Source organism: Escherichia sp. WS1450 (assembly GCF_046487395.1).
GTDB classification, from domain to species: Bacteria; Pseudomonadota; Gammaproteobacteria; order Enterobacterales; family Enterobacteriaceae; genus Escherichia; species Escherichia coli.
This window is the reverse complement of the sequence record NZ_JBJQJO010000025.1, coordinates 50,897-71,513: the sequence shown is the minus strand read 5'-3', so window position 1 is coordinate 71,513 and position 20,617 is coordinate 50,897. Positions and strand designations below refer to the sequence as shown.

Sequence of the window (20,617 nt, the reverse complement as noted above, 5' to 3'; positions counted from 1 at the left end):
CCTTGCCAGACGGCACAAAGGATGCGCTATGACTCATCAAACGCACACCATTGCTGAATCCAATAACTTTATCGTTCTTGATAAGTACATCAAAGCTGAGCAAACAGGCGACGGCTATCAGAGCGAATCGGACCTGGAACAGGAACTGATTCAGGACCTGCGAAATCAGGGCTATGAATTTATATCCGTAAAATCTCAGTCGGCGATGCTGGCCAATGTTCGACAGCAGCTTCAGAGCCTCAATGGTGTGGTGTTTAATGACAGCGAGTGGCGGCGTTTCACGGAGCAGTATCTGGATAACCCGAGCGATGGCATTCTGGATAAGACCCGTAAAATCCATATCGACTATATTTGCGACTTTATTTTTGATGACGAGCGTCTTGAGAACATCTATTTGATAGATAAAAAGAATCTCATGCGCAATAAGGTGCAGATTATCCAGCAGTTTGAACAGGCGGGTTCTCACGCTAACCGTTATGACGTAACTATCCTGGTTAATGGCTTACCGCTGGTGCAAATCGAACTGAAAAAACGCGGCGTGGCGATTCGTGAGGCTTTCAACCAGATACATCGTTACAGTAAAGAGAGTTTTAACAGCGAAAATTCCCTGTTTAAGTATCTGCAACTGTTTGTCATTTCTAACGGCACCGATACCCGTTACTTTGCCAACACGACAAAGCGCGATAAAAACAGTTTTGACTTCACCATGAACTGGGCTAAATCAGACAATACACTGATTAAAGACCTCAAAGACTTTACCGCTACCTTTTTCCAGAAACATACTCTGCTTAATGTTCTGGTGAACTACAGCGTTTTTGACAGCAGTCAGACACTACTGGTAATGCGACCGTACCAGATTGCCGCCACCGAGCGCATTCTGTGGAAAATTAAGAGTTCCTTTACAGCGAAGAACTGGTCAAAACCGGAAAGCGGTGGGTATATCTGGCACACTACCGGTTCTGGTAAAACCCTCACCAGCTTTAAAGCCGCGCGTCTGGCAACAGAGCTGGACTTTATTGATAAAGTCTTCTTTGTGGTCGACAGGAAAGACCTCGATTACCAGACCATGAAGGAATATCAGCGTTTTTCACCAGATAGTGTTAACGGCTCGGAAAATACAGCAGGTCTTAAACGAAATCTGGATAAGGACGATAACAAAATTATCGTCACCACTATTCAGAAACTTAATAACCTAATGAAAGCAGAAAGCGACCTGCCTGTATACAATCAGCAAGTGGTGTTTATATTTGATGAATGCCACCGCAGCCAGTTTGGAGAAGCGCAGAAAAACCTGAAGAAGAAATTCAAACGCTATTATCAGTTTGGTTTTACCGGCACACCTATTTTCCCGGAAAACGCTTTAGGCTCAGAAACGACCGCCAGCGTATTTGGCCGTGAATTGCATTCGTATGTGATTACCGATGCGATTCGTGACGAAAAAGTGCTCAAATTCAAGGTGGACTACAACGATGTGCGGCCACAGTTTAAGTCTTTAGAGACAGAAACTGACGAGAAAAAACTGAGTGCGGCTGAAAATCAGCAGGCGTTTCTTCATCCCATGCGTATACAGGAAATTACGCAATATATTCTGAATAACTTCCGCCAGAAGACCCACCGTACTTTCCCAGGTTCCAAAGGCTTTAATGCCATGCTGGCAGTGAGTAGCGTGGATGCCGCGAAAGCCTATTACGCGACGTTTAAACGGTTACAAGAGGAAGCAGCTAATAAATCGGCTACCTATAAACCGCTGCGTGTTGCAACAATCTTCTCCTTTGCCGCCAATGAAGAACAAAATGCCATTGGTGAAATTTCCGATGAAACTTTTGATACCAGCGCAATGGACAGCAGTGCTAAAGAGTTTCTTGACGCTGCAATTCGTGAGTATAACAGCTATTTTAAAACTAACTTCAGCACCGACAGTAACGGTTTTCAGAACTACTATCGTGATTTAGCCCAACGGGTTAAAAATCAGGATATCGATCTGTTAATTGTCGTGGGGATGTTTTTAACTGGCTTCGATGCTCCAACATTGAACACGCTATTCGTCGATAAAAACCTGCGTTTTCACGGCTTGATGCAGGCATTTTCCCGCACCAACCGTATTTATGATGCAACTAAAACCTTCGGTAATATCGTCACTTTCCGGGATCTGGAACGCTCAACTATTGATGCCATAACGCTGTTTGGTGACAAAAACACCAAAAATGTGGTTTTAGAAAAGAGTTATGCAGAGTATATGGAAGGCTTTACTGATGCTGCCACTGGTGAAGCTAAGCGCGGCTTTATGGCAGTAGTTTCAGAACTGGAACAACGGTTCCCTGACCCTGCCAGTATTGAAAGTGAAAAAGAGAAGAAAGACTTCGTTAAACTGTTTGGTGAATACCTGCGTGCCGAGAACATCCTGCAAAACTATGATGAATTTGCCACGCTGAAAGCCCTGCAACAAATCGATCTTAGCGATCCTGTTGCGGTAGAAAAATTCAAAGAAGAACATTATGTGGATGATGAAAAGTTCGCTGAATTGCAAACGATTCGTCTCCCTGCTGAACGCAAGATTCAGGATTATCGTTCTGCCTATAACGATATTCGTGACTGGCAGCGCCGCGAGAAAGAAGCTGATAAAAAAGAAAAATCAACCACTGACTGGGATGACGTGGTTTTTGAGGTCGATTTGCTGAAGTCTCAGGAAATAAACCTGGATTATATCCTTGGACTGATTTTCGAACACAACAGACAAAATAAAGGCAAGGGCGAAATGATCGAAGAGGTCAAACGCTTAATTCGTTCAAGCCTGGGGAACCGGGCGAAAGAGGGCCTGGTGGTCGATTTTATTCAGCAAACGAACCTGGATGACTTGCCGGATAAAGCCAGCATCATTGACGCGTTCTTTACCTTTGCTCAACGCGAACAGCAACGTGAAGCAGAAGCATTGATCAAAGAAGAAAATCTCAATGAAGAGGCGGCGAAACGCTATATTCGCACGTCTTTAAAACGCGAATACGCCACCGAAAATGGCACGGAATTAAACGAGACATTGCCAAAACTCAGTCCGTTAAATCCGCAATATAAGACGAAAAAACAGACGGTTTTCCAGAAGATCGTCGCGTTTATTGAGAAGTTTAAAGGTGTAGGCGGGCAGATATAATGTATTAATCCGAACCTGATCTGGCAGATAGCTGTCAGATCAGGACTGAGCTAATACAAATTAATATCGAACCGAAAATACCAACGCCTGTACCAACATTTTTCGTTTGCGATGGGTTGGAATTGGTTAGCCCTGAGAGAGTTAAAATAGCGAGAAAGATAGGTAACTAACGGATCCCAGACACAAAAAAAGCCGCCCTTGAGCGACTCGATTTGCATACGATGTGGTGCCGAAGGCCGGACTCGAACCGGCACGTATTTCTACGGTTGATTTTGAATCAACTGCGTCTACCGATTTCGCCACTTCGGCACTGAAGAGGTATGCGGAAAACGTTGTGGATTATACCTGTCGCACGCCACCATGCAAGCGCCAGCTTGCACCCACCTCGCTAAGTGCTGAAATTTTCAGCATTACACTCAGCGATATGTAACCTTTGTCACACTCCAGGCACCCCGCCCTGCCATGCTCTACACTTCCCAGACAACACCAGAGAAGGACCAAAAAATGTCGATGATAAAAAGCTATGCCGCAAAAGAAGCGGGCGGCGAACTGGAAGTTTATGAGTACGCTCCCGGTGAACTGAAGCCACAAGATGTTGAAGTGCAGGTGGATTACTGCGGGATCTGCCATTCCGATCTGTCGATGATCGACAACGAATGGGGATTTTCACAGTATCCGCTGGTTGCCGGGCATGAGGTGATTGGTCGCGTGGTGGCGCTCGGGAGCGCCGCACAGGATAAAGGTTTGCAGGTCGGTCAGCGTGTCGGGATTGGCTGGACGGCACGCAGCTGCGGGCATTGCGATGCCTGTATTAGCGGTAATCAGATCAACTGCGAGCAAGGTGCGGTGCCAACAATTATGAATCGCGGCGGTTTTGCCGAGAAGTTGCGTGCAGACTGGCAATGGGTAATCCCACTGCCAGAAAATATCGACATTGAATCTGCTGGGCCGCTGTTGTGCGGCGGTATCACGGTCTTTAAACCACTGTTGATGCACCATATCACTGCCACCAGCCGCGTCGGCGTGATTGGTATTGGCGGGCTGGGGCATATCGCTATAAAACTTCTGCACGCAATGGGATGCGAGGTGACAGCCTTTAGTTCGAATCCTGCGAAAGAGCAGGAAGTGCTGGCGATGGGTGCCGCTAAAGTGGTGAATAGCCGCGATCCGCAGGCACTGAAAACACTTGCGGGGCAGTTCGATCTCATTATCAACACCGTCAACGTCAGCCTCGACTGGCAGCCTTATTTTGAGGCGCTGACCTATGGCGGTAATTTCCATACGGTCGGTGCGGTTCTCACGCCGCTGTCTGTTCCGGCCTTTACGTTAATTGCGGGCGATCGCAGTGTCTCAGGTTCGGCAACCGGTACGCCTTATGAGCTGCGTAAGCTGATGCGCTTTGCCGCCCGCAGCAAGGTTGCGCCGACCACCGAACTGTTCCCGATGTCGAAAATAAACGACGCCATCCAGCATGTGCGGGATGGTAAGGCGCGTTATCGCGTGGTTCTGAAAGCCGACTTCTGATCCCTTTGCCGGGTGCCTGTCGCCCGGCACTTAACTCTCTTTGGAAGGCGTCTCGCAATCTGCTGAATTTAGCGGTGAAGAGTGCGCAGCCGTTGCCTATACTCCAGGCAGGAAACTGGAGGATATCTCATGAGCGAACCCCTGTTAATTGCCCGCACCACGCCGGACACAGAACTGTTTTTACTGCCGGGAATGGCTAACCGTCACGGGCTGATTACCGGCGCAACGGGGACGGGTAAAACCGTTACGCTGCAAAAACTGGCAGAGTCATTGTCGGAAATCGGCGTTCCGGTGTTTATGGCCGATGTGAAAGGCGATTTAACGGGAGTAGCGGAGGAAGGTACTTCTTCGGAAAAACTGCTCGCAAGGCTTAAAAATATCGGCGTAAATGACTGGCAATCGCATGCCAATCCGGTGGTGGTGTGGGATATCTTTGGCGAGAAAGGCCATCCGGTGCGGGCGACGGTTTCAGACCTGGGGCCGCTGTTGCTGGCGCGGCTGTTGAATCTCAACGATGTGCAGTCTGGCGTGCTAAATATCATCTTCCGTATTGCGGACGATCAGGGGCTGTTACTGCTCGACTTTAAAGATCTGCGGGCGATTACCCAGTACATCGGCGATAACGCCAAATCCTTCCAGAATCAGTACGGAAATATCAGTAGCGCATCGGTTGGTGCCATCCAGCGCGGGCTGTTATCGCTGGAACAGCAAGGCGCAGCACACTTCTTTGGTGAGCCGATGCTGGATATCAAAGACTGGATGCGTACCGATACCAACGGTAAAGGCGTTATCAATATCCTCAGCGCCGAGAAGCTTTATCAGATGCCGAAACTGTACGCCGCCAGTCTGCTGTGGATGCTTTCAGAGTTGTATGAACAATTGCCTGAAGCGGGCGATCTGGAGAAACCAAAACTGGTGTTTTTCTTCGACGAAGCACATCTGCTGTTTAACGATGCGCCACAGGTACTACTGGATAAGATTGAGCAGGTGATAAGGCTTATTCGCTCAAAAGGCGTGGGCGTCTGGTTCGTTTCGCAAAACCCGTCAGATATTCCGGATAATGTGCTCGGGCAGCTAGGTAATCGCGTTCAACACGCTTTACGGGCTTTTACGCCCAAAGATCAGAAAGCAGTAAAAGCTGCGGCGCAAACCATGCGGGCCAATCCGGCGTTTGATACCGAAAAGGCAATCCAGGAACTGGGGACCGGCGAGGCGTTAATCTCGTTTCTCGATGCGAAAGGAAGCCCTTCAGTGGTGGAACGGGCGATGGTGATTGCCCCCTGTTCACGAATGGGGCCGGTGACGGAAGATGAGCGTAATGGCTTGATTAATCACTCTCCAGTGTATGGTAAGTACGAGGATGACGTGGACCGGGAATCCGCCTATGAGATGTTGCAAAAAGGCTTTCAGGCCAGTACCGAGCAGCAAAATAATCCTCCCGCGAAAGGGAAAGAGGTGGCGGTGGATGACGGTATTCTCGGTGGATTGAAGGATATTTTGTTTGGCACTACCGGACCACGCGGCGGGAAGAAAGATGGTGTGGTGCAAACAATGGCGAAAAGCGCCGCCCGCCAGGTGACGAATCAGATTGTGCGTGGGATGTTGGGGAGTTTGCTGGGGGGGAGAAAAAGGTAAGTCAGGTGCGATTTGTCTTTGCCTGATGCGACGCTGGCGCGCTTTATCATGCCTACACTACTGCAATATATTGAATTTTCATGATTTTTCAGGCATGAACGAAGCACACTTTGCTAACAATAATAAAGGGAGCTTTCGCTCCCTTTATTCGTTCATCAGGTTACGATTTTCTCATTAACAGCCACAGGCTGATTAAGAAGAAGCTGGCGCTTGGCAGCAACGCGCCGATAATCGGCGGGATGCCGTAAACCAACGTCAGCGGGCCGAAGATCTGGTCCAGTACGTAGAAGACAAAACCGAAGCTGATACCGGTGACCACACGCACGCCCATCGGTACGCTACGCAGTGGGCCAAAGATAAACGACAGCGCCATCAGCATCATCACCGCCACGGATAGCGGCTGGAAGATTTTGCTCCACATGTTGAGCTGATAACGTCCGGCATCCTGACCGCTCGACTTCAGATACTTCACATAGTTGTGCAAACCACTGATGGAGAGTGCATCCGGGTCCAGCGCCACCACGCCCAGTTTGTCTGGCGTGAGGTTGGTTTTCCAGGTGCCGCTCACCGTCTGCGAACCGGTGATCTGTTTCGGATTGGTCAGATCAGATTCATCAACCTGCGACAGACGCCAGACTTTATGTTCCGGGTCAAACTTCGCGGTAGCGGCATAGCGTACGGATTGCAGACGACGATTCTCGTTAAAGGCATAAATACTGATGCCACCTAACTCTTCGTCACCTTTAACCCGCTCAATGTAGACGAAGTTGTTGCCATCTTTCGCCCATAAGCCTTGCTGAGTAGAGAGCAACGAGCCGCCGTACATCGCCTGCGCACGGTAGTTACGCGCCATCTGTTCGCCCTGCGGCGCGACCCATTCGCCAATCGCCATCGTCAGCAAGACCAGCGGAATGGCGGTTTTCATCACCGACAGCGCCACCTGCATACGGGTAAAACCAGAAGCCTGCATCACCACCAGTTCGCTGCGCTGCGCCAGCATCCCAAGACCAAGCAACGCCCCAAGCAGAGCCGCCATCGGGAAGAAGATTTGCACATCTTTCGGCACGCTCAGCAAGGTATACATTCCTGCGCCTAACGCGTCGTAACTCCCCTGCCCGGCTTTTTTCAGCTGATCGACAAACTTGATAATGCCCGACAGCGACACCAGCATGAACAGCGTCATCATGATGGTGGTAAAAATAGTTTTACCGATATAGCGGTCAAGTACGCCAAAAGGTTGCATCACACCGCTCCTTTACGCGAAAAACTGGCGCGCAGGCGGCGGACCGGCACGGTGTCCCAAAGGTTGAGAACAATCGCCAAAGCCAGATAAATCAGGTTAACGGTCCACATCCACAGCGTCGGGTCCAGCTTACCTTTACCGCCGTTCGATTTCAGGGAGGTCTGGATCAGGAAGAACAACAGATACAGCAGCATGGCAGGCAGCATCGATAGTACGCGCCCCTGACGCGGGTTAACCACGCTCAGCGGTACGACCATAAGTGCCATCATAAACACGGTGAACACCAACGTGATACGCCAGTTCAGTTCTGCGCGAGCACGATCGGTGTCAGTGTTCCACAATGTGCGCATGTCCATCTGGTCGGTATCGTTCGGGTCGAGCGCCACCGCCTGGTGACCAATGATCGCCTGATAATCCTGGAAATCCGTAATGCGGAAATCACGTAACAGTGCAGTGCCTTCGAAGCGCGTTCCCTGGTTGAGAGTGACGACCTGGGAGCCGTCGCGCAGCTGGGTTAAATGTCCGGAATCGGCCACCACCACAGAAGGACGTGCATTACCTTTTGGTCGAATTTGCGCGAGGAACACATCTTTGAAATCGCTGCCGTCAACGCTTTCGATGAACAGCACCGAGCTGCCATTAGTCGCTTGCTGGAATTGCCCTTGCGCCAGCGCCGCCATGCCAGGGTTCGCTTTCGCTTCTGCTAACACTTCATCCTGATGACGCGATGACCACGGTCCCGCCCACATCACGTTAACCGCCGCGACGATTGCCGTGAATACCGCAAGGATCATTGCCGCTTTCACCAGAACCGCTTTGCTCAGGCCGCAGGCATGCATTACCGTAATTTCACTTTCGGTATACAGTTTGCCCAGCGTCATCAGCAGCCCGAGGAACAGGCTTAATGGCAGGATAAGCTGCGCCATTTCCGGCACGCCCAACCCGAGAAGGGAGAGCACCAGATTCGCCGGAATATCGCCGTCAACCGCTGCGCCGAGGATCCTCACTAACTTTTGACAGAAGAAGATCAAAAGCAAGATGAAGAGTATCGCCAGCTGGCTTTTGAGCGTCTCCCGCACCAGATATCTTATGATTATCACTTTAAATACGCCCGTAAAAACTCGTCTTTTGCAGGATTTTAGCTTGTTTCATGGCTTAAACGTCATTTATTCTCTTGAGTCGTCGAAATCGTCGCTAAGATAATTATACTCAACGGATTCACCTCTCAGATTTTGTTCTGACGTGCCAATGCCGTAATAACGTTAAGATTAACACGAAGTCATCGCAACAGCGGACATGAGTTACGAAAGCTTGCAATTCTATCTGTAGCCACCGCCGTTGTCTTTAAGATTCAGGAGCGTAGTGCATGGAGTTTAGTGTAAAAAGCGGTAGCCCGGAGAAACAGCGGAGTGCCTGCATCGTCGTGGGCGTCTTCGAACCACGTCGCCTTTCTCCGATTGCAGAACAGCTCGATAAAATCAGCGATGGGTACATCAGCGCCCTGCTACGTCGGGGTGAACTGGAAGGAAAACCGGGGCAGACACTGTTGCTGCACCATGTGCCAAATGTACTTTCCGAGCGAATTCTCCTTATTGGTTGCGGCAAAGAACGTGAGCTGGATGAGCGTCAGTACAAGCAGGTTATTCAGAAAACCATTAATACGCTGAATGATACTGGCTCAATGGAAGCGGTCTGCTTTCTGACTGAACTGCACGTTAAAGGCCGTAACAACTACTGGAAAGTGCGTCAGGCTGTCGAGACTGCAAAAGAGACGCTCTACAGTTTCGATCAGCTGAAAACGAACAAGAGCGAACCGCGTCGTCCGCTGCGTAAAATGGTGTTCAACGTGCCGACCCGCCGTGAACTGACCAGCGGTGAGCGCGCGATCCAGCACGGTCTGGCGATTGCCGCCGGGATAAAAGCAGCGAAAGATCTCGGTAATATGCCGCCGAATATCTGTAACGCCGCTTATCTCGCCTCTCAGGCGCGCCAGCTGGCTGACAGCTACAGCAAGAATGTCATCACCCGCGTTATCGGCGAACAGCAGATGAAAGAGCTGGGGATGCATTCTTATCTGGCGGTCGGTCAGGGTTCGCAGAACGAATCGCTGATGTCGGTGATTGAGTACAAAGGCAACGCGTCGGAAGATGCACGCCCAATCGTGCTGGTGGGTAAAGGTTTAACCTTCGACTCCGGCGGTATCTCCATCAAGCCTTCAGAAGGCATGGATGAGATGAAGTACGATATGTGCGGCGCGGCGGCGGTTTACGGCGTGATGCGTATGGTCGCAGAGCTGCAACTGCCGATTAACGTTATCGGCGTGCTGGCAGGTTGCGAAAACATGCCTGGTGGGCGTGCCTATCGTCCGGGTGATGTGTTAACCACCATGTCCGGCCAAACCGTAGAAGTGCTGAATACCGACGCCGAAGGCCGTCTGGTACTATGCGACGTGTTAACTTACGTTGAGCGTTTTGAGCCGGAAGCGGTGATTGACGTGGCGACGCTGACCGGTGCCTGCGTGATCGCGCTGGGCCATCACATTACCGGTCTGATGGCGAACCACAATCCGCTGGCCCATGAGCTGATTGCGGCGTCTGAACAATCCGGTGACCGCGCATGGCGTTTACCGCTGGGTGATGAGTATCAGGAACAGCTGGAGTCCAATTTTGCCGATATGGCGAACATTGGCGGTCGTCCTGGTGGGGCGATTACCGCAGGTTGCTTCCTGTCGCGCTTTACCCGTAAGTACAACTGGGCGCACCTGGATATCGCCGGTACCGCCTGGCGTTCTGGTAAAGCAAAAGGCGCAACCGGTCGCCCGGTAGCGTTGCTGGCACAGTTCCTGTTAAACCGCGCTGGGTTTAACGGCGAAGAGTAATTGCATCAGGCAAAGTTGTTATTGTCGGATGCGGCGTGAACGCCTTATCCGACCTACACACAGCACTTAACTTGTAGGCCTGATAAGACGCGGCAGCGTCGCATCAGGCAAGGCTGTTATTGTCGGATGCGGCGTAAACGCCTTATCTGACCTACACACTGCCCGAATTCGTAGGCCTGATAAGACGCGGCAGCGTCGCATCAGGCGCTGCGGTGTATATCTGATGCGCATTTAAATCCACCACAAGAAGCCCCATATATGAAAAACGCAACGTTCTACCTTCTGGACAATGACACCACCGTCGATGGCTTAAGCGCCGTTGAGCAGTTGGTGTGTGAAATTGCCGCAGAACGTTGGCGCAGCGGTAAGCGCGTGCTCATCGCCTGTGAAGATGAAAAGCAGGCTTACCGGCTGGATGAAGCCCTGTGGGCGCGTCCGGCAGAAAGCTTTGTTCCGCATAATTTAGCGGGAGAAGGACCGCGCGGCGGTGCGCCGGTGGAGATCGCCTGGCCGCAAAAGCGTAGCAGCAGCCCGCGCGATATATTGATTAGTCTGCGAACAAGCTTTGCAGATTTTGCCACCGCTTTCACAGAAGTGGTAGACTTCGTTCCTTATGAAGATTCTCTGAAACAACTGGCGCGCGAACGCTATAAAGCCTACCGCGTGGCTGGTTTCAACCTGAATACGGCAACCTGGAAATAATGGAAAAGACATATAACCCACAAGATATCGAACAGCCGCTTTACGAGCACTGGGAAAAGCAGGGCTACTTTAAGCCTAATGGCGATGAAAGCCAGGAAAGTTTCTGCATCATGATCCCGCCGCCGAACGTCACCGGCAGTTTGCATATGGGTCACGCCTTCCAGCAAACCATCATGGATACCATGATCCGCTATCAGCGCATGCAGGGCAAAAACACCCTGTGGCAGGTCGGTACTGACCACGCCGGGATCGCTACCCAGATGGTCGTTGAGCGCAAGATTGCCGCAGAAGAAGGTAAAACCCGTCACGACTACGGCCGCGAAGCTTTCATCGACAAAATCTGGGAATGGAAAGCGGAATCCGGCGGCACCATTACCCGTCAGATGCGCCGTCTCGGCAACTCCGTCGACTGGGAGCGTGAACGCTTCACCATGGACGAAGGTCTGTCCAATGCGGTGAAAGAAGTTTTCGTTCGTCTGTATAAAGAAGACCTGATTTACCGTGGCAAGCGCCTGGTAAACTGGGACCCGAAACTGCGCACCGCTATCTCTGACCTGGAAGTGGAAAACCGCGAATCGAAAGGTTCGATGTGGCACATCCGCTATCCGCTGGCTGACGGCGCGAAAACCGCAGATGGTAAAGATTATCTGGTGGTTGCGACTACCCGTCCGGAAACCCTGCTGGGCGATACCGGCGTGGCCGTTAACCCAGAAGATCCGCGTTACAAAGATCTGATTGGCAAATATGTCATTCTACCGCTGGTTAACCGTCGTATTCCGATCGTTGGCGACGAACACGCCGACATGGAAAAAGGCACCGGCTGCGTGAAGATCACCCCGGCGCACGACTTTAACGACTATGAAGTCGGTAAACGTCACGCCCTGCCGATGATCAACATCCTTACCTTTGACGGCGATATCCGTGAAAGCGCCCAGGTGTTCGATACCAAAGGTAACGAATCTGACGTTTATTCCAGCGAGATCCCGGCAGAATTCCAGAAACTGGAGCGTTTTGCTGCACGTAAAGCGGTCGTTGCTGCGGTTGACGCACTCGGCCTGCTGGAAGAAATTAAACCGCACGACCTGACCGTTCCTTACGGCGACCGTGGCGGCGTAGTTATCGAACCGATGCTGACCGACCAGTGGTACGTGCGTGCCGATGTCCTGGCGAAACCGGCGGTTGAAGCGGTTGAGAACGGCGACATTCAGTTCGTACCGAAGCAGTACGAAAACATGTACTTCTCCTGGATGCGCGATATTCAGGACTGGTGTATCTCTCGTCAGTTGTGGTGGGGTCACCGTATCCCGGCATGGTATGACGAAGCGGGTAACGTTTATGTTGGCCGCAACGAAGACGAAGTGCGTAAAGAAAATAACCTCGGTGCTGATGTTGTCCTGCGTCAGGACGAAGACGTTCTCGACACCTGGTTCTCTTCTGCGCTGTGGACCTTCTCTACCCTTGGCTGGCCGGAAAATACCGACGCCCTGCGTCAGTTCCACCCAACCAGCGTGATGGTATCTGGTTTCGACATCATCTTCTTCTGGATTGCCCGCATGATCATGATGACCATGCACTTCATCAAAGATGAAAATGGCAAACCGCAGGTGCCGTTCCACACTGTTTACATGACCGGTCTGATTCGTGACGACGAAGGCCAGAAGATGTCCAAATCCAAGGGTAACGTTATCGACCCGCTGGATATGGTTGACGGTATTTCGCTGCCGGAACTGCTGGAGAAACGTACCGGCAATATGATGCAGCCGCAGCTGGCGGACAAAATCCGTAAGCGCACCGAGAAGCAGTTCCCGAACGGCATTGAGCCGCACGGTACTGACGCGCTGCGCTTCACCCTGGCGGCGCTGGCTTCTACCGGTCGTGACATCAACTGGGATATGAAGCGTCTGGAAGGCTACCGTAACTTCTGTAACAAGCTGTGGAACGCCAGCCGCTTTGTGCTGATGAACACAGAAGGTCAGGATTGCGGCTTCAACGGCGGCGAAATGACGCTATCGCTGGCGGACCGCTGGATTCTGGCGGAGTTCAACCAGACCATCAAAGCGTACCGCGAAGCGCTGGACAGCTTCCGCTTCGATATCGCTGCAGGCATTCTGTATGAATTCACCTGGAACCAGTTCTGTGACTGGTATCTCGAGCTGACCAAGCCGGTAATGAACGGTGGAACAGAAGCCGAACTGCGCGGTACTCGCCATACGCTGGTGACTGTACTGGAAGGTCTGCTGCGCCTCGCGCATCCGATCATTCCGTTCATCACCGAAACCATCTGGCAGCGTGTGAAAGTACTTTGCGGTATCACTGCCGACACCATCATGCTGCAGCCGTTCCCGCAGTACGATGCGTCTCAGGTTGATGAAGCCGCACTGGCCGACACCGAGTGGCTGAAACAGGCGATCGTTGCTGTACGTAACATCCGTGCAGAAATGAACATCGCGCCGGGCAAACCGCTGGAACTGCTGCTGCGTGGTTGCAGCGCGGATGCAGAACGTCGCGTAAATGAAAACCGTGGCTTCCTGCAAACCCTGGCGCGTCTGGAAAGCATCACCGTGCTGCCTGCCGATGACAAAGGTCCGGTTTCCGTTACGAAGATCATCGACGGCGCAGAGCTGCTGATCCCGATGGCTGGCCTCATCAACAAAGAAGATGAGCTGGCGCGTCTGGCGAAAGAAGTGGCGAAGATCGAAGGCGAAATCAGCCGTATCGAGAACAAGCTGGCGAATGAAGGCTTTGTCGCCCGCGCACCGGAAGCGGTCATCGCGAAAGAGCGTGAGAAGCTGGAAGGCTATGCGGAAGCGAAAGCGAAGCTGATTGAACAGCAGGCTGTTATCGCCGCGCTGTAATCAAAACACAGTGATGAAAACGAAGGCCGGAGCATGCTCCGGCCTTTTTTATCTCTTACAGAAATGGTAAAGAAGGCATAACTCCCCGAGAAATACCGGCTAAGAAGCCTTTATCTGGTTGTTCTTCTTTATTGATTAAAGGAAGGTCATCCAAATCGCCCAGCAAATACGTATTTTTTGCCTGCCAGTCAATCATCCATATTTTCAACAGTGGATAAGCCAGACCGCCCGTAATCCCGGATATCACCACCAACACACACATGCGATAAAGCATACCGTGGTACGTTAAAGTTGAGCGAAAACGAATACGCCCATCATTCAGTGACAGGTTGCTCATAAAATGATTTCGCAACGACACCGTTAAATAACTGGTGCTAACAGCAATCCCAAAATAATAAATTAACTGCGCGATTATCATTTTACGTTGCATTTCCATAAATTGCTGTAAATTCTCAATATCATCATTTGCATACCCAGAACTATCATACTCATTTAATATTTGTTCGAAGATAATATAACCAGCAACAGCGAGAAAAGGTAATAAAGCTAAAAATGCGAGGATGGCATATTTTATACAATACGCAGTATCTAATTTCACCTTGAAACGATGTATACCGAAACTGGTATTGCTCCAGAGAAAACTCATTACCAGACTATATAAAGTACCATTAAAAATACCAATGGAAACAATACCAACTATTGTCATCAGAACCACAGATATAATAACGCTACTTGAACTATTGGCATGTAGCATCTTTGTCGAGATAAAGAAAACAGTCCCCATCCCAACGGCCATTAAAATCGGCAAGAAAAAGGTCACCCACCAGAACCCTTTCATAGAGCAATTAAAACTAAATCTTACGCCGTTGAGACTGGTCATCAAGGCCTGATAACGCAGTCCTTTTGCTGCCATAAATATAAGCAAAACCAACAGTGACAAAGTCAAAACACAGCCAACAAGCGGCATATCTGCTGACACTGTCATTAAGATTGCGAAATAGAAAAAAACAAAAACAAGACAACTAAAAAAAACATTCCCACCGGTAATTCCATAAGAAAATCGTTGTCCGTTAACTTCCATATTAGCATAGAGATAACGCTTACATTTCATTAATGCCCATGGTAAATAGATACCTAGCGTTATAATCGTTAACAACACATTCACCACACAAATAAGAAAATATCTCTCACCTGTACCATGAAAAACAAACGAATGGGACGGAACATCCATTTCATTAATAACTTGAGCCATAAAAATTCCCTGAATTAAAAAATCCATTGATATAATTTATAGATACAGACAGTAAAATGTTCTGCCACGTTACAATACTCTTATCAGTAATAGGCTGGCAAAAACTTTATTGCTTTATAAGATGCTTGCGCACGTAAGAAGAGAGTGGTATTAAACAAATGTATAATTACTTTATTTTTATTGGGTTAAACTATGAATAACATTGCGCCGCAATCACCTGTAATGCGTCGCCTGACGCTGCAGGATAATCCTGCTATTGCCCGCGTCATTCGTCAGGTATCCGCCGAATACGGTCTTACCGCTGATAAAGGCTACACCGTCGCCGATCCGAATCTTGACGAGCTGTATCAAGTGTATAGTCAGCCTGGCCATGCATATTGGGTGGTTGAGTACGAGGGTGAAGTGGTCGGCGGCGGTGGGATTGCGCCATTAACCGGGAGTGAGTCGGACATTTGCGAACTGCAAAAGATGTATTTTCTTCCGGCTATTCGCGGTAAAGGGCTAGCGAAAAAACTGGCCGTAATGGCGATGGAGCAGGCACGAGAGATGGGCTTCAAACGCTGCTATCTGGAAACGACCGCTTTTTTAAAGGAAGCCATTGCGCTTTATGAGCATTTGGGCTTTGAGCATATCGACTATGCGCTTGGCTGCACGGGCCATGTCGATTGTGAAGTGCGGATGCTACGCGAACTCTAAAAAAATGCCCGCTAGTATGTGCTATCGGGCATTTTAATCAATTAATTAGTGGCGAACCCCGTCATCGTCTTCATCGACAAAATCTTCATCGTCGCCATCTTCGCCGTTAGGATCTTCAAAGTAAGTGCCCCAACCGTCGTACTCAACGTCAAATTTCTCCGCCAGCGTCATCAGTTGTTCAACCTGGGCATCGATCAGATCGGCATTCAACGCGCACTCGCTGAGGATGTCGCAGCAAATCACGATATCACCATCTTCAACTTCCAGCTCTTCTGGATCGGTCACTTCGTAACCGAGTTTAAACGCTTCAACTGCCGCTTTTTCCAGAGTTTCCAGATCGTCTGCGGAAAGATGGTGTTCGATGGTGTACAGCGCGTCCGGATCGCTGCCATCTTCCAGTAATTCTTCAATAATCAAACGTGTTTCTTCACGCTGTTCTTCCAGTTGTTCCGGGTTTGCCATGGCTCATTCCTCTTAATGTCCTGCCGATACTCTTATTGTCACACACCACTGACATTGCCTCCACCTTTGTGATAAAGATTTATGCTTTAGACTTGCAAATGAATAATCATCCATATAAATTGAATTTTAATTCATTGAGGCGTTAGCCACAGGAGGGATCTATGTCCGGGTTTTATCATAAGCATTTCCTGAAATTACTCGATTTCACGCCAGCTGAACTCAACAGCCTGCTGCAGTTAGCCGCGAAGCTGAAAGCCGATAAGAAAAGCGGTAAAGAAGAAGCCAAACTCACTGGTAAAAACATCGCGCTCATCTTCGAAAAAGACTCGACCCGTACCCGATGCTCTTTCGAAGTTGCCGCATATGACCAGGGTGCTCGCGTTACTTATCTCGGCCCAAGCGGCAGCCAAATTGGTCATAAAGAGTCGATTAAAGACACTGCCCGCGTGCTTGGTCGCATGTATGACGGTATTCAGTATCGCGGCTATGGTCAGGAGATTGTCGAAACACTGGCGGAATACGCTGGCGTGCCGGTATGGAACGGCCTGACCAATGAGTTCCACCCCACTCAGCTGCTGGCGGATCTTCTCACCATGCAGGAGCATTTGCCCGGCAAAGCGTTCAACGAAATGACGCTGGTCTATGCAGGTGACGCACGTAACAACATGGGCAATTCGATGCTCGAAGCTGCAGCGCTTACCGGTCTGGATTTGCGTCTGGTCGCGCCACAGGCATGCTGGCCAGAAGCTGCGCTGGTTACGGAATGCCGCGCCCTGGCACAGCAAAATGGCGGGAATATTACGCTAACGGAAGATGTAGCCAAGGGAGTAGAAGGTGCTGACTTTATCTATACCGATGTATGGGTGTCGATGGGGGAAGCAAAAGAGAAATGGGCAGAACGGATTGCATTACTGCGTGATTATCAGGTGAACAGCAAGATGATGCAGTTGACCGGTAACCCGGAGGTCAAATTCCTCCACTGCCTGCCCGCGTTTCATGACGACCAGACGACGCTTGGTAAGAAAATGGCGGAAGAGTTTGGCCTACATGGCGGAATGGAAGTGACTGATGAGGTCTTCGAATCTGCTGCCAGCATTGTTTTTGATCAGGCGGAAAACCGCATGCATACCATCAAAGCGGTGATGGTCGCGACGCTCAGTAAATAATTGACATCGCTATAAAGATGCCGGGAAATACAAAAAATATCCCGGCATCATATTATTTTATGCAGTGTGAGTTCTATTCTTCCACCCCAATTTTTCTATTACTGTTCGTAAATCTTCCGGAGGATTTAATTTTTCTAACTGTTCTTTATTAATATATTCATATATATTTATTTTCCCATCCCGGAGGATTTTCATCATTCTTGTTCTAATTTTTAATTCATTCCCCATCTTTTCTTCAAAAATCTTAACGACATAACCCGGTTGTTTTTTTACAATTTCATTTGTTTTTTCTTCATTACCATAAACATATCCTAACTCATTAAGATACAGCTGTTCGCCCTCATACTTCTTAAGTAATTGATAGAAGTACCACTTCGCAAAATCAGGTTGCTTCATGAAAAAACCCTTCAAAAAAATATCATTTACTAAAATGCTGACAGGCACTTCATTAAATAGCAACTTAACATCATCAAATAACCTTAGTATTAAGCGTGATTTTTCTTGATTGCTTAAGTTAAAATCATTGACATATGCAACCAACTTATCCCAAATCAATTCATGTAATTCACAGCTATTTTTATAGGGTTCTTTATCGAGATTGAAAAATAAGGTCTCAGCTATTTTAATTTTAGATTGATCGCAGCTAAAATCTTTAGATTGATCGCGGCTAAAATCAATATAATTTATCACAGAGCATGCATGCTTTATCTTTGCTGAATCACCAATATATTGCATGCTTTTATTAAAACACCAATCCAGTATTCTTACATCATTAATATATGGGGATTTTAAAAAAGTCTCCAGAATCGAAACAATGACCGGTGCAAGGTTAACTTTTGCATCATCTAAGGAATCAATAAGAATATGAGACAGGTTAACTTTGATGTCATTAATTTCATTGTCAGTAGCTTTTTTATTATTAATAAGATAATTATTTAATACGTTAAGGTCATCTATTTCTTTCAGTATCCCTTTTTTACCCAGCAAGTATGAAATCGATTCATTACATACATAAGGCATTAATAGCAGATGTTCTTTCCTTATTGCTAATAATGCATTATTCAATGATTTTTCTAATAAATCCGTAATCGTAGAATCAACTGAACCTTTACAACTCACCTGCGAGTTATTTAAGTCATGAGAATTATTTAACTCCTGCGGAATATTTAATAGACGAGCTATTTCCTTGTTAGCTTCGCGTTGGTAACACGCCAGAATCTTGTTAGTAATCAGGTGTAATGAACTCTCATCTTTTCTTTCAAAGGACTTCCCTTCATAACGATTAGTCGAACCATCAGATTGTTGAAATATAATAGCCGTATGTCCTTGACGAGTCCCCATAGTAGTGATAGTGGAAAGTGTAATTTCTATTTCCACCTTAGATAAATCTGCTCGTTCCCCTTCAGGATTATTCATAACAAACTTCATTATCTCACTGCCATCATTATTTTTGATATAAGATGAGGACTCAATATGAGCCATCATATTTCTTCCCGCTTCATTGGAGCGTTTGCTAAAATCCACATAACCCAGGGTAAATATTTTTACCAAAAACTCCAAAAATGTCTTAGGATCAAGGATATTTCTTGTATTATCCTGCCCCTCGGCATTACGGGCAAAATTATTCATTCCAACACGCCAGGTATTTATAACTTCACTTTTTTGTTTAAAATTGTCGGCTGATGTAATGTGTTGAGAAAAATTCCAACCTGATATTTTGCTCATGACGAACTCCTTAAGTTAATAAGAACGTCTAAGCATTACAAATTTTACTCACAAAAAAATATCAAAAAACGCTCTTTTCACAAACTCGCCGTAAACCTGGAGTTATTTACGGCGAAAAGTCATCACGCCATCAGCATCTTCACTACTGCTTTGCGAACCTGGGCTGGCGCGCCCACTGCGCACAGCGGTTTATGCACTTCCCCCGGATAAAACACAACAAAATCACCTTCATTAAGGATAACTGTTTTCTCATCAACGCCTTCCGGCAAAAATGCGATGTCTTTGTCTGCTAACCAGTCGGTATCAGGGGTGCCTGCAGGTTGCGTGCTGAAGGTCATGCCTTCCTGACCTTTTAACACAATCTGAATGTCGAGATAGCGGGCATGGTACTCCGCACGGCGAGCTTCGTACGGCTCGGTCATATCTTCCGAGATAAGATAAAACAGACGATTGCCTTCGATATCGTGCTTGCCCTTTGGCGTTTCTGCCGTAACGTGTGCTTTGATATGCTCAATCGCCTGGCGTAACTCCTGGGGTAGCCACGGCTGAAGATTATGAATATTTCCGATGATCATCTTTTTCACTCCTTAATTAAAACAATGTTTCATTTCTATCGTTATACGAAAAGATGATCAATTACGCTAGCCTTAACGCGTGAATTATTGTCTTATCACAACTTATCGGCAGGCGCGTTCCCGCCTTTCGGATCAAGGCCAGCATCACTCCTTGAGAAGAGTTTTTATCGCTTCCCCCGCCAGGGCAGCTGTTGCACAGAGTTGTTCGATGGAGTGCCCCTCCCGTGCCTTCGCAGAAAGCCCTGACATCACGGTACTCATAAAATCAGTCACACATTGTGCGCTTTGTGGATGCCGCCTGGCGATATAGTCATAAATGGTCGTTTCTGCGGCGTGATAATATTGAACGGCAATATCACGCGCTTGTGGATCATGACTATGAATACCTTCAAGAACCATACAGCCAGCGCAGCCGCCGTTTTGGCTATATCTGCGCGCCGCTTCTTTTAATACCTCAACCAGGCACTCGCCTACCGGACGATCATCACGAAGAATATCGGCAAGCGGAATAGCTTCCGTACCGACATATTCATTGAGTACACGGCTAAACAACCCAGCCTTACTGCCAAAAGCCGCGTAGAGGCTCGGGGGGTTAATACCAAGATAATCAGTAACTTCAGCAACACTGACTGCATCGAAACCTTTTTGGTGAAAAAGCACTTTTGCCGCAGAGACTGCCTGCTCAGGAGCGAAACGTCTGGGGCGACCTGGAACGCGAGATTGTTTTTTAGTGACCATTACAAAACTTGTTGACAGAAA

16 protein-coding genes and 1 tRNA gene are annotated in these 20,617 nt (G+C 48.6%); 8 read left to right on the top strand and 9 right to left on the bottom strand.

The window, feature by feature from the left end:
• Positions 1-28 precede the first annotated feature (28 nt).
• Positions 29-3,145, top strand: a complete 3,117-nt coding sequence (locus tag ACJHYR_RS22505) for an HsdR family type I site-specific deoxyribonuclease (RefSeq protein WP_059327947.1) — start codon at positions 29-31, stop codon at positions 3,143-3,145.
• A gap of 224 nt (positions 3,146-3,369) precedes the next feature.
• Here ACJHYR_RS22505 and ACJHYR_RS22500 read toward each other — a convergent pair.
• A tRNA-Leu gene (locus ACJHYR_RS22500) sits at positions 3,370-3,454 on the bottom strand.
• Positions 3,455-3,649: 195 nt separating this feature from the next.
• On the opposite strand from ACJHYR_RS22500, the gene ahr reads away from it, so the two are divergent.
• Together ahr and ACJHYR_RS22490 are read left to right on the top strand one after the other, a co-directional pair.
• Positions 3,650-4,669, top strand: coding sequence for an NADPH-dependent aldehyde reductase Ahr (gene ahr / locus ACJHYR_RS22495; RefSeq protein ID WP_059327946.1), 1,020 nt, complete (start codon positions 3,650-3,652; stop codon positions 4,667-4,669).
• A gap of 129 nt (positions 4,670-4,798) precedes the next feature.
• The gene (locus tag ACJHYR_RS22490) at positions 4,799-6,304 is read left to right on the top strand and encodes a helicase HerA-like C-terminal domain-containing protein (RefSeq protein WP_059327945.1); all 1,506 of its coding nucleotides are present in this window, start codon (positions 4,799-4,801) and stop codon (positions 6,302-6,304) included.
• 160 nt (positions 6,305-6,464) lie between these two features.
• Here the strand turns inward: ACJHYR_RS22490 and lptG are convergent, their stop codons facing one another.
• The 3 genes from lptG to ytgA all read right to left on the bottom strand — a co-directional run bounded on the left by lptG (position 6,465) and on the right by ytgA (position 8,760).
• A complete protein-coding gene (gene lptG, locus ACJHYR_RS22485) occupies positions 6,465-7,547 on the bottom strand; it encodes an LPS export ABC transporter permease LptG (RefSeq protein WP_001295681.1) in 1,083 nt (360 codons plus the stop codon).
• On the bottom strand, positions 7,547-8,647 hold the full coding sequence (gene lptF / locus ACJHYR_RS22480) for an LPS export ABC transporter permease LptF (RefSeq protein WP_000584114.1): 1,101 nt from the start codon (positions 8,645-8,647) through the stop codon (positions 7,547-7,549). Before lptF ends, lptG begins: the two co-directional genes overlap by 1 nt.
• 62 nt (positions 8,648-8,709) lie before the next feature.
• Positions 8,710-8,760 (bottom strand): protein YtgA, encoded by a 51-nt coding sequence (ytgA, locus tag ACJHYR_RS22475; RefSeq protein ID WP_211180521.1) that lies wholly within the window; start codon positions 8,758-8,760, stop codon positions 8,710-8,712.
• Positions 8,761-8,913: 153 nt separating this feature from the next.
• Between ytgA and pepA the strand changes: the two genes are divergently transcribed.
• The 3 genes from pepA to valS all read left to right on the top strand — a co-directional run bounded on the left by pepA (position 8,914) and on the right by valS (position 13,982).
• Positions 8,914-10,425, top strand: a complete 1,512-nt coding sequence (gene pepA, locus ACJHYR_RS22470; RefSeq protein WP_000397144.1) for a leucyl aminopeptidase — start codon at positions 8,914-8,916, stop codon at positions 10,423-10,425.
• A gap of 258 nt (positions 10,426-10,683) precedes the next feature.
• Positions 10,684-11,127, top strand: coding sequence for a DNA polymerase III subunit chi (gene holC / locus ACJHYR_RS22465; RefSeq protein ID WP_000786399.1), 444 nt, complete (start codon positions 10,684-10,686; stop codon positions 11,125-11,127).
• Positions 11,127-13,982 (top strand): valine--tRNA ligase, encoded by a 2,856-nt coding sequence (gene valS / locus ACJHYR_RS22460; protein ID WP_000416392.1) that lies wholly within the window; start codon positions 11,127-11,129, stop codon positions 13,980-13,982. The genes holC and valS overlap by 1 nt, the downstream gene beginning before the upstream one ends.
• A 55-nt stretch (positions 13,983-14,037) precedes the next feature.
• On the opposite strand, the gene ACJHYR_RS22455 is transcribed toward valS, so the two are convergent.
• On the bottom strand, positions 14,038-15,234 hold the full coding sequence (locus ACJHYR_RS22455; protein WP_059327944.1) for a YjgN family protein: 1,197 nt from the start codon (positions 15,232-15,234) through the stop codon (positions 14,038-14,040).
• Positions 15,235-15,426: 192 nt separating this feature from the next.
• Here ACJHYR_RS22455 and ACJHYR_RS22450 point away from each other — a divergent pair, with 192 nt between their 5' ends.
• Positions 15,427-15,930, top strand: a complete 504-nt coding sequence (locus tag ACJHYR_RS22450; RefSeq protein WP_001059404.1) for a GNAT family N-acetyltransferase — start codon at positions 15,427-15,429, stop codon at positions 15,928-15,930.
• 45 nt (positions 15,931-15,975) lie between these two features.
• Here ACJHYR_RS22450 and rraB read toward each other — a convergent pair whose 3' ends face one another.
• Positions 15,976-16,392 (bottom strand): ribonuclease E inhibitor RraB, encoded by a 417-nt coding sequence (rraB, locus tag ACJHYR_RS22445; RefSeq protein WP_000002953.1) that lies wholly within the window; start codon positions 16,390-16,392, stop codon positions 15,976-15,978.
• 161 nt (positions 16,393-16,553) lie between these two features.
• Here rraB and argF point away from each other — a divergent pair, with 161 nt between their 5' ends.
• Positions 16,554-17,558 carry an ornithine carbamoyltransferase gene (argF, locus tag ACJHYR_RS22440; protein ID WP_000012907.1) on the top strand — a complete coding sequence of 335 codons (1,005 nt, stop codon included), beginning with the start codon at positions 16,554-16,556 and terminating at the stop codon, positions 17,556-17,558.
• Between the two features lie 57 nt (positions 17,559-17,615).
• Here the strand turns inward: argF and ACJHYR_RS22435 are convergent, their stop codons facing one another.
• From ACJHYR_RS22435 to ACJHYR_RS22425, 3 genes are all read right to left on the bottom strand, one after another.
• Positions 17,616-19,283 carry a hypothetical protein gene (locus tag ACJHYR_RS22435; protein WP_001550512.1) on the bottom strand — a complete coding sequence of 556 codons (1,668 nt, stop codon included), beginning with the start codon at positions 19,281-19,283 and terminating at the stop codon, positions 17,616-17,618.
• Positions 19,284-19,405: 122 nt separating this feature from the next.
• A complete protein-coding gene (gene tabA / locus ACJHYR_RS22430; protein ID WP_000583470.1) occupies positions 19,406-19,858 on the bottom strand; it encodes a toxin-antitoxin biofilm protein TabA in 453 nt (150 codons plus the stop codon).
• Positions 19,859-20,002: 144 nt separating this feature from the next.
• Positions 20,003-20,596 carry a TetR/AcrR family transcriptional regulator gene (locus tag ACJHYR_RS22425; protein WP_000256673.1) on the bottom strand — a complete coding sequence of 198 codons (594 nt, stop codon included), beginning with the start codon at positions 20,594-20,596 and terminating at the stop codon, positions 20,003-20,005.
• Positions 20,597-20,617 lie beyond the last annotated feature (21 nt).

What these genes read in the sequence shown, in the direction of transcription:
- ACJHYR_RS22505 (WP_059327947.1), top strand. Translation starts at nt 29, where the DNA reads ATGACTCATCAAACGCACACCATTGCTGAATCCAATAACTTTATCGTT.
- ahr (WP_059327946.1), top strand. Translation starts at nt 3,650, where the DNA reads ATGTCGATGATAAAAAGCTATGCCGCAAAAGAAGCGGGCGGCGAACTG.
- ACJHYR_RS22490 (WP_059327945.1), top strand. Translation starts at nt 4,799, where the DNA reads ATGAGCGAACCCCTGTTAATTGCCCGCACCACGCCGGACACAGAACTG.
- lptG (WP_001295681.1), bottom strand. Translation starts at nt 7,547, where the DNA reads ATGCAACCTTTTGGCGTACTTGACCGCTATATCGGTAAAACTATTTTT.
- pepA (WP_000397144.1), top strand. Translation starts at nt 8,914, where the DNA reads ATGGAGTTTAGTGTAAAAAGCGGTAGCCCGGAGAAACAGCGGAGTGCC.
- holC (WP_000786399.1), top strand. Translation starts at nt 10,684, where the DNA reads ATGAAAAACGCAACGTTCTACCTTCTGGACAATGACACCACCGTCGAT.
- valS (WP_000416392.1), top strand. Translation starts at nt 11,127, where the DNA reads ATGGAAAAGACATATAACCCACAAGATATCGAACAGCCGCTTTACGAG.
- ACJHYR_RS22455 (WP_059327944.1), bottom strand. Translation starts at nt 15,234, where the DNA reads ATGGCTCAAGTTATTAATGAAATGGATGTTCCGTCCCATTCGTTTGTT.
- ACJHYR_RS22450 (WP_001059404.1), top strand. Translation starts at nt 15,427, where the DNA reads ATGAATAACATTGCGCCGCAATCACCTGTAATGCGTCGCCTGACGCTG.
- rraB (WP_000002953.1), bottom strand. Translation starts at nt 16,392, where the DNA reads ATGGCAAACCCGGAACAACTGGAAGAACAGCGTGAAGAAACACGTTTG.
- argF (WP_000012907.1), top strand. Translation starts at nt 16,554, where the DNA reads ATGTCCGGGTTTTATCATAAGCATTTCCTGAAATTACTCGATTTCACG.
- ACJHYR_RS22435 (WP_001550512.1), bottom strand. Translation starts at nt 19,283, where the DNA reads ATGAGCAAAATATCAGGTTGGAATTTTTCTCAACACATTACATCAGCC.
- tabA (WP_000583470.1), bottom strand. Translation starts at nt 19,858, where the DNA reads ATGATCATCGGAAATATTCATAATCTTCAGCCGTGGCTACCCCAGGAG.
- ACJHYR_RS22425 (WP_000256673.1), bottom strand. Translation starts at nt 20,596, where the DNA reads ATGGTCACTAAAAAACAATCTCGCGTTCCAGGTCGCCCCAGACGTTTC.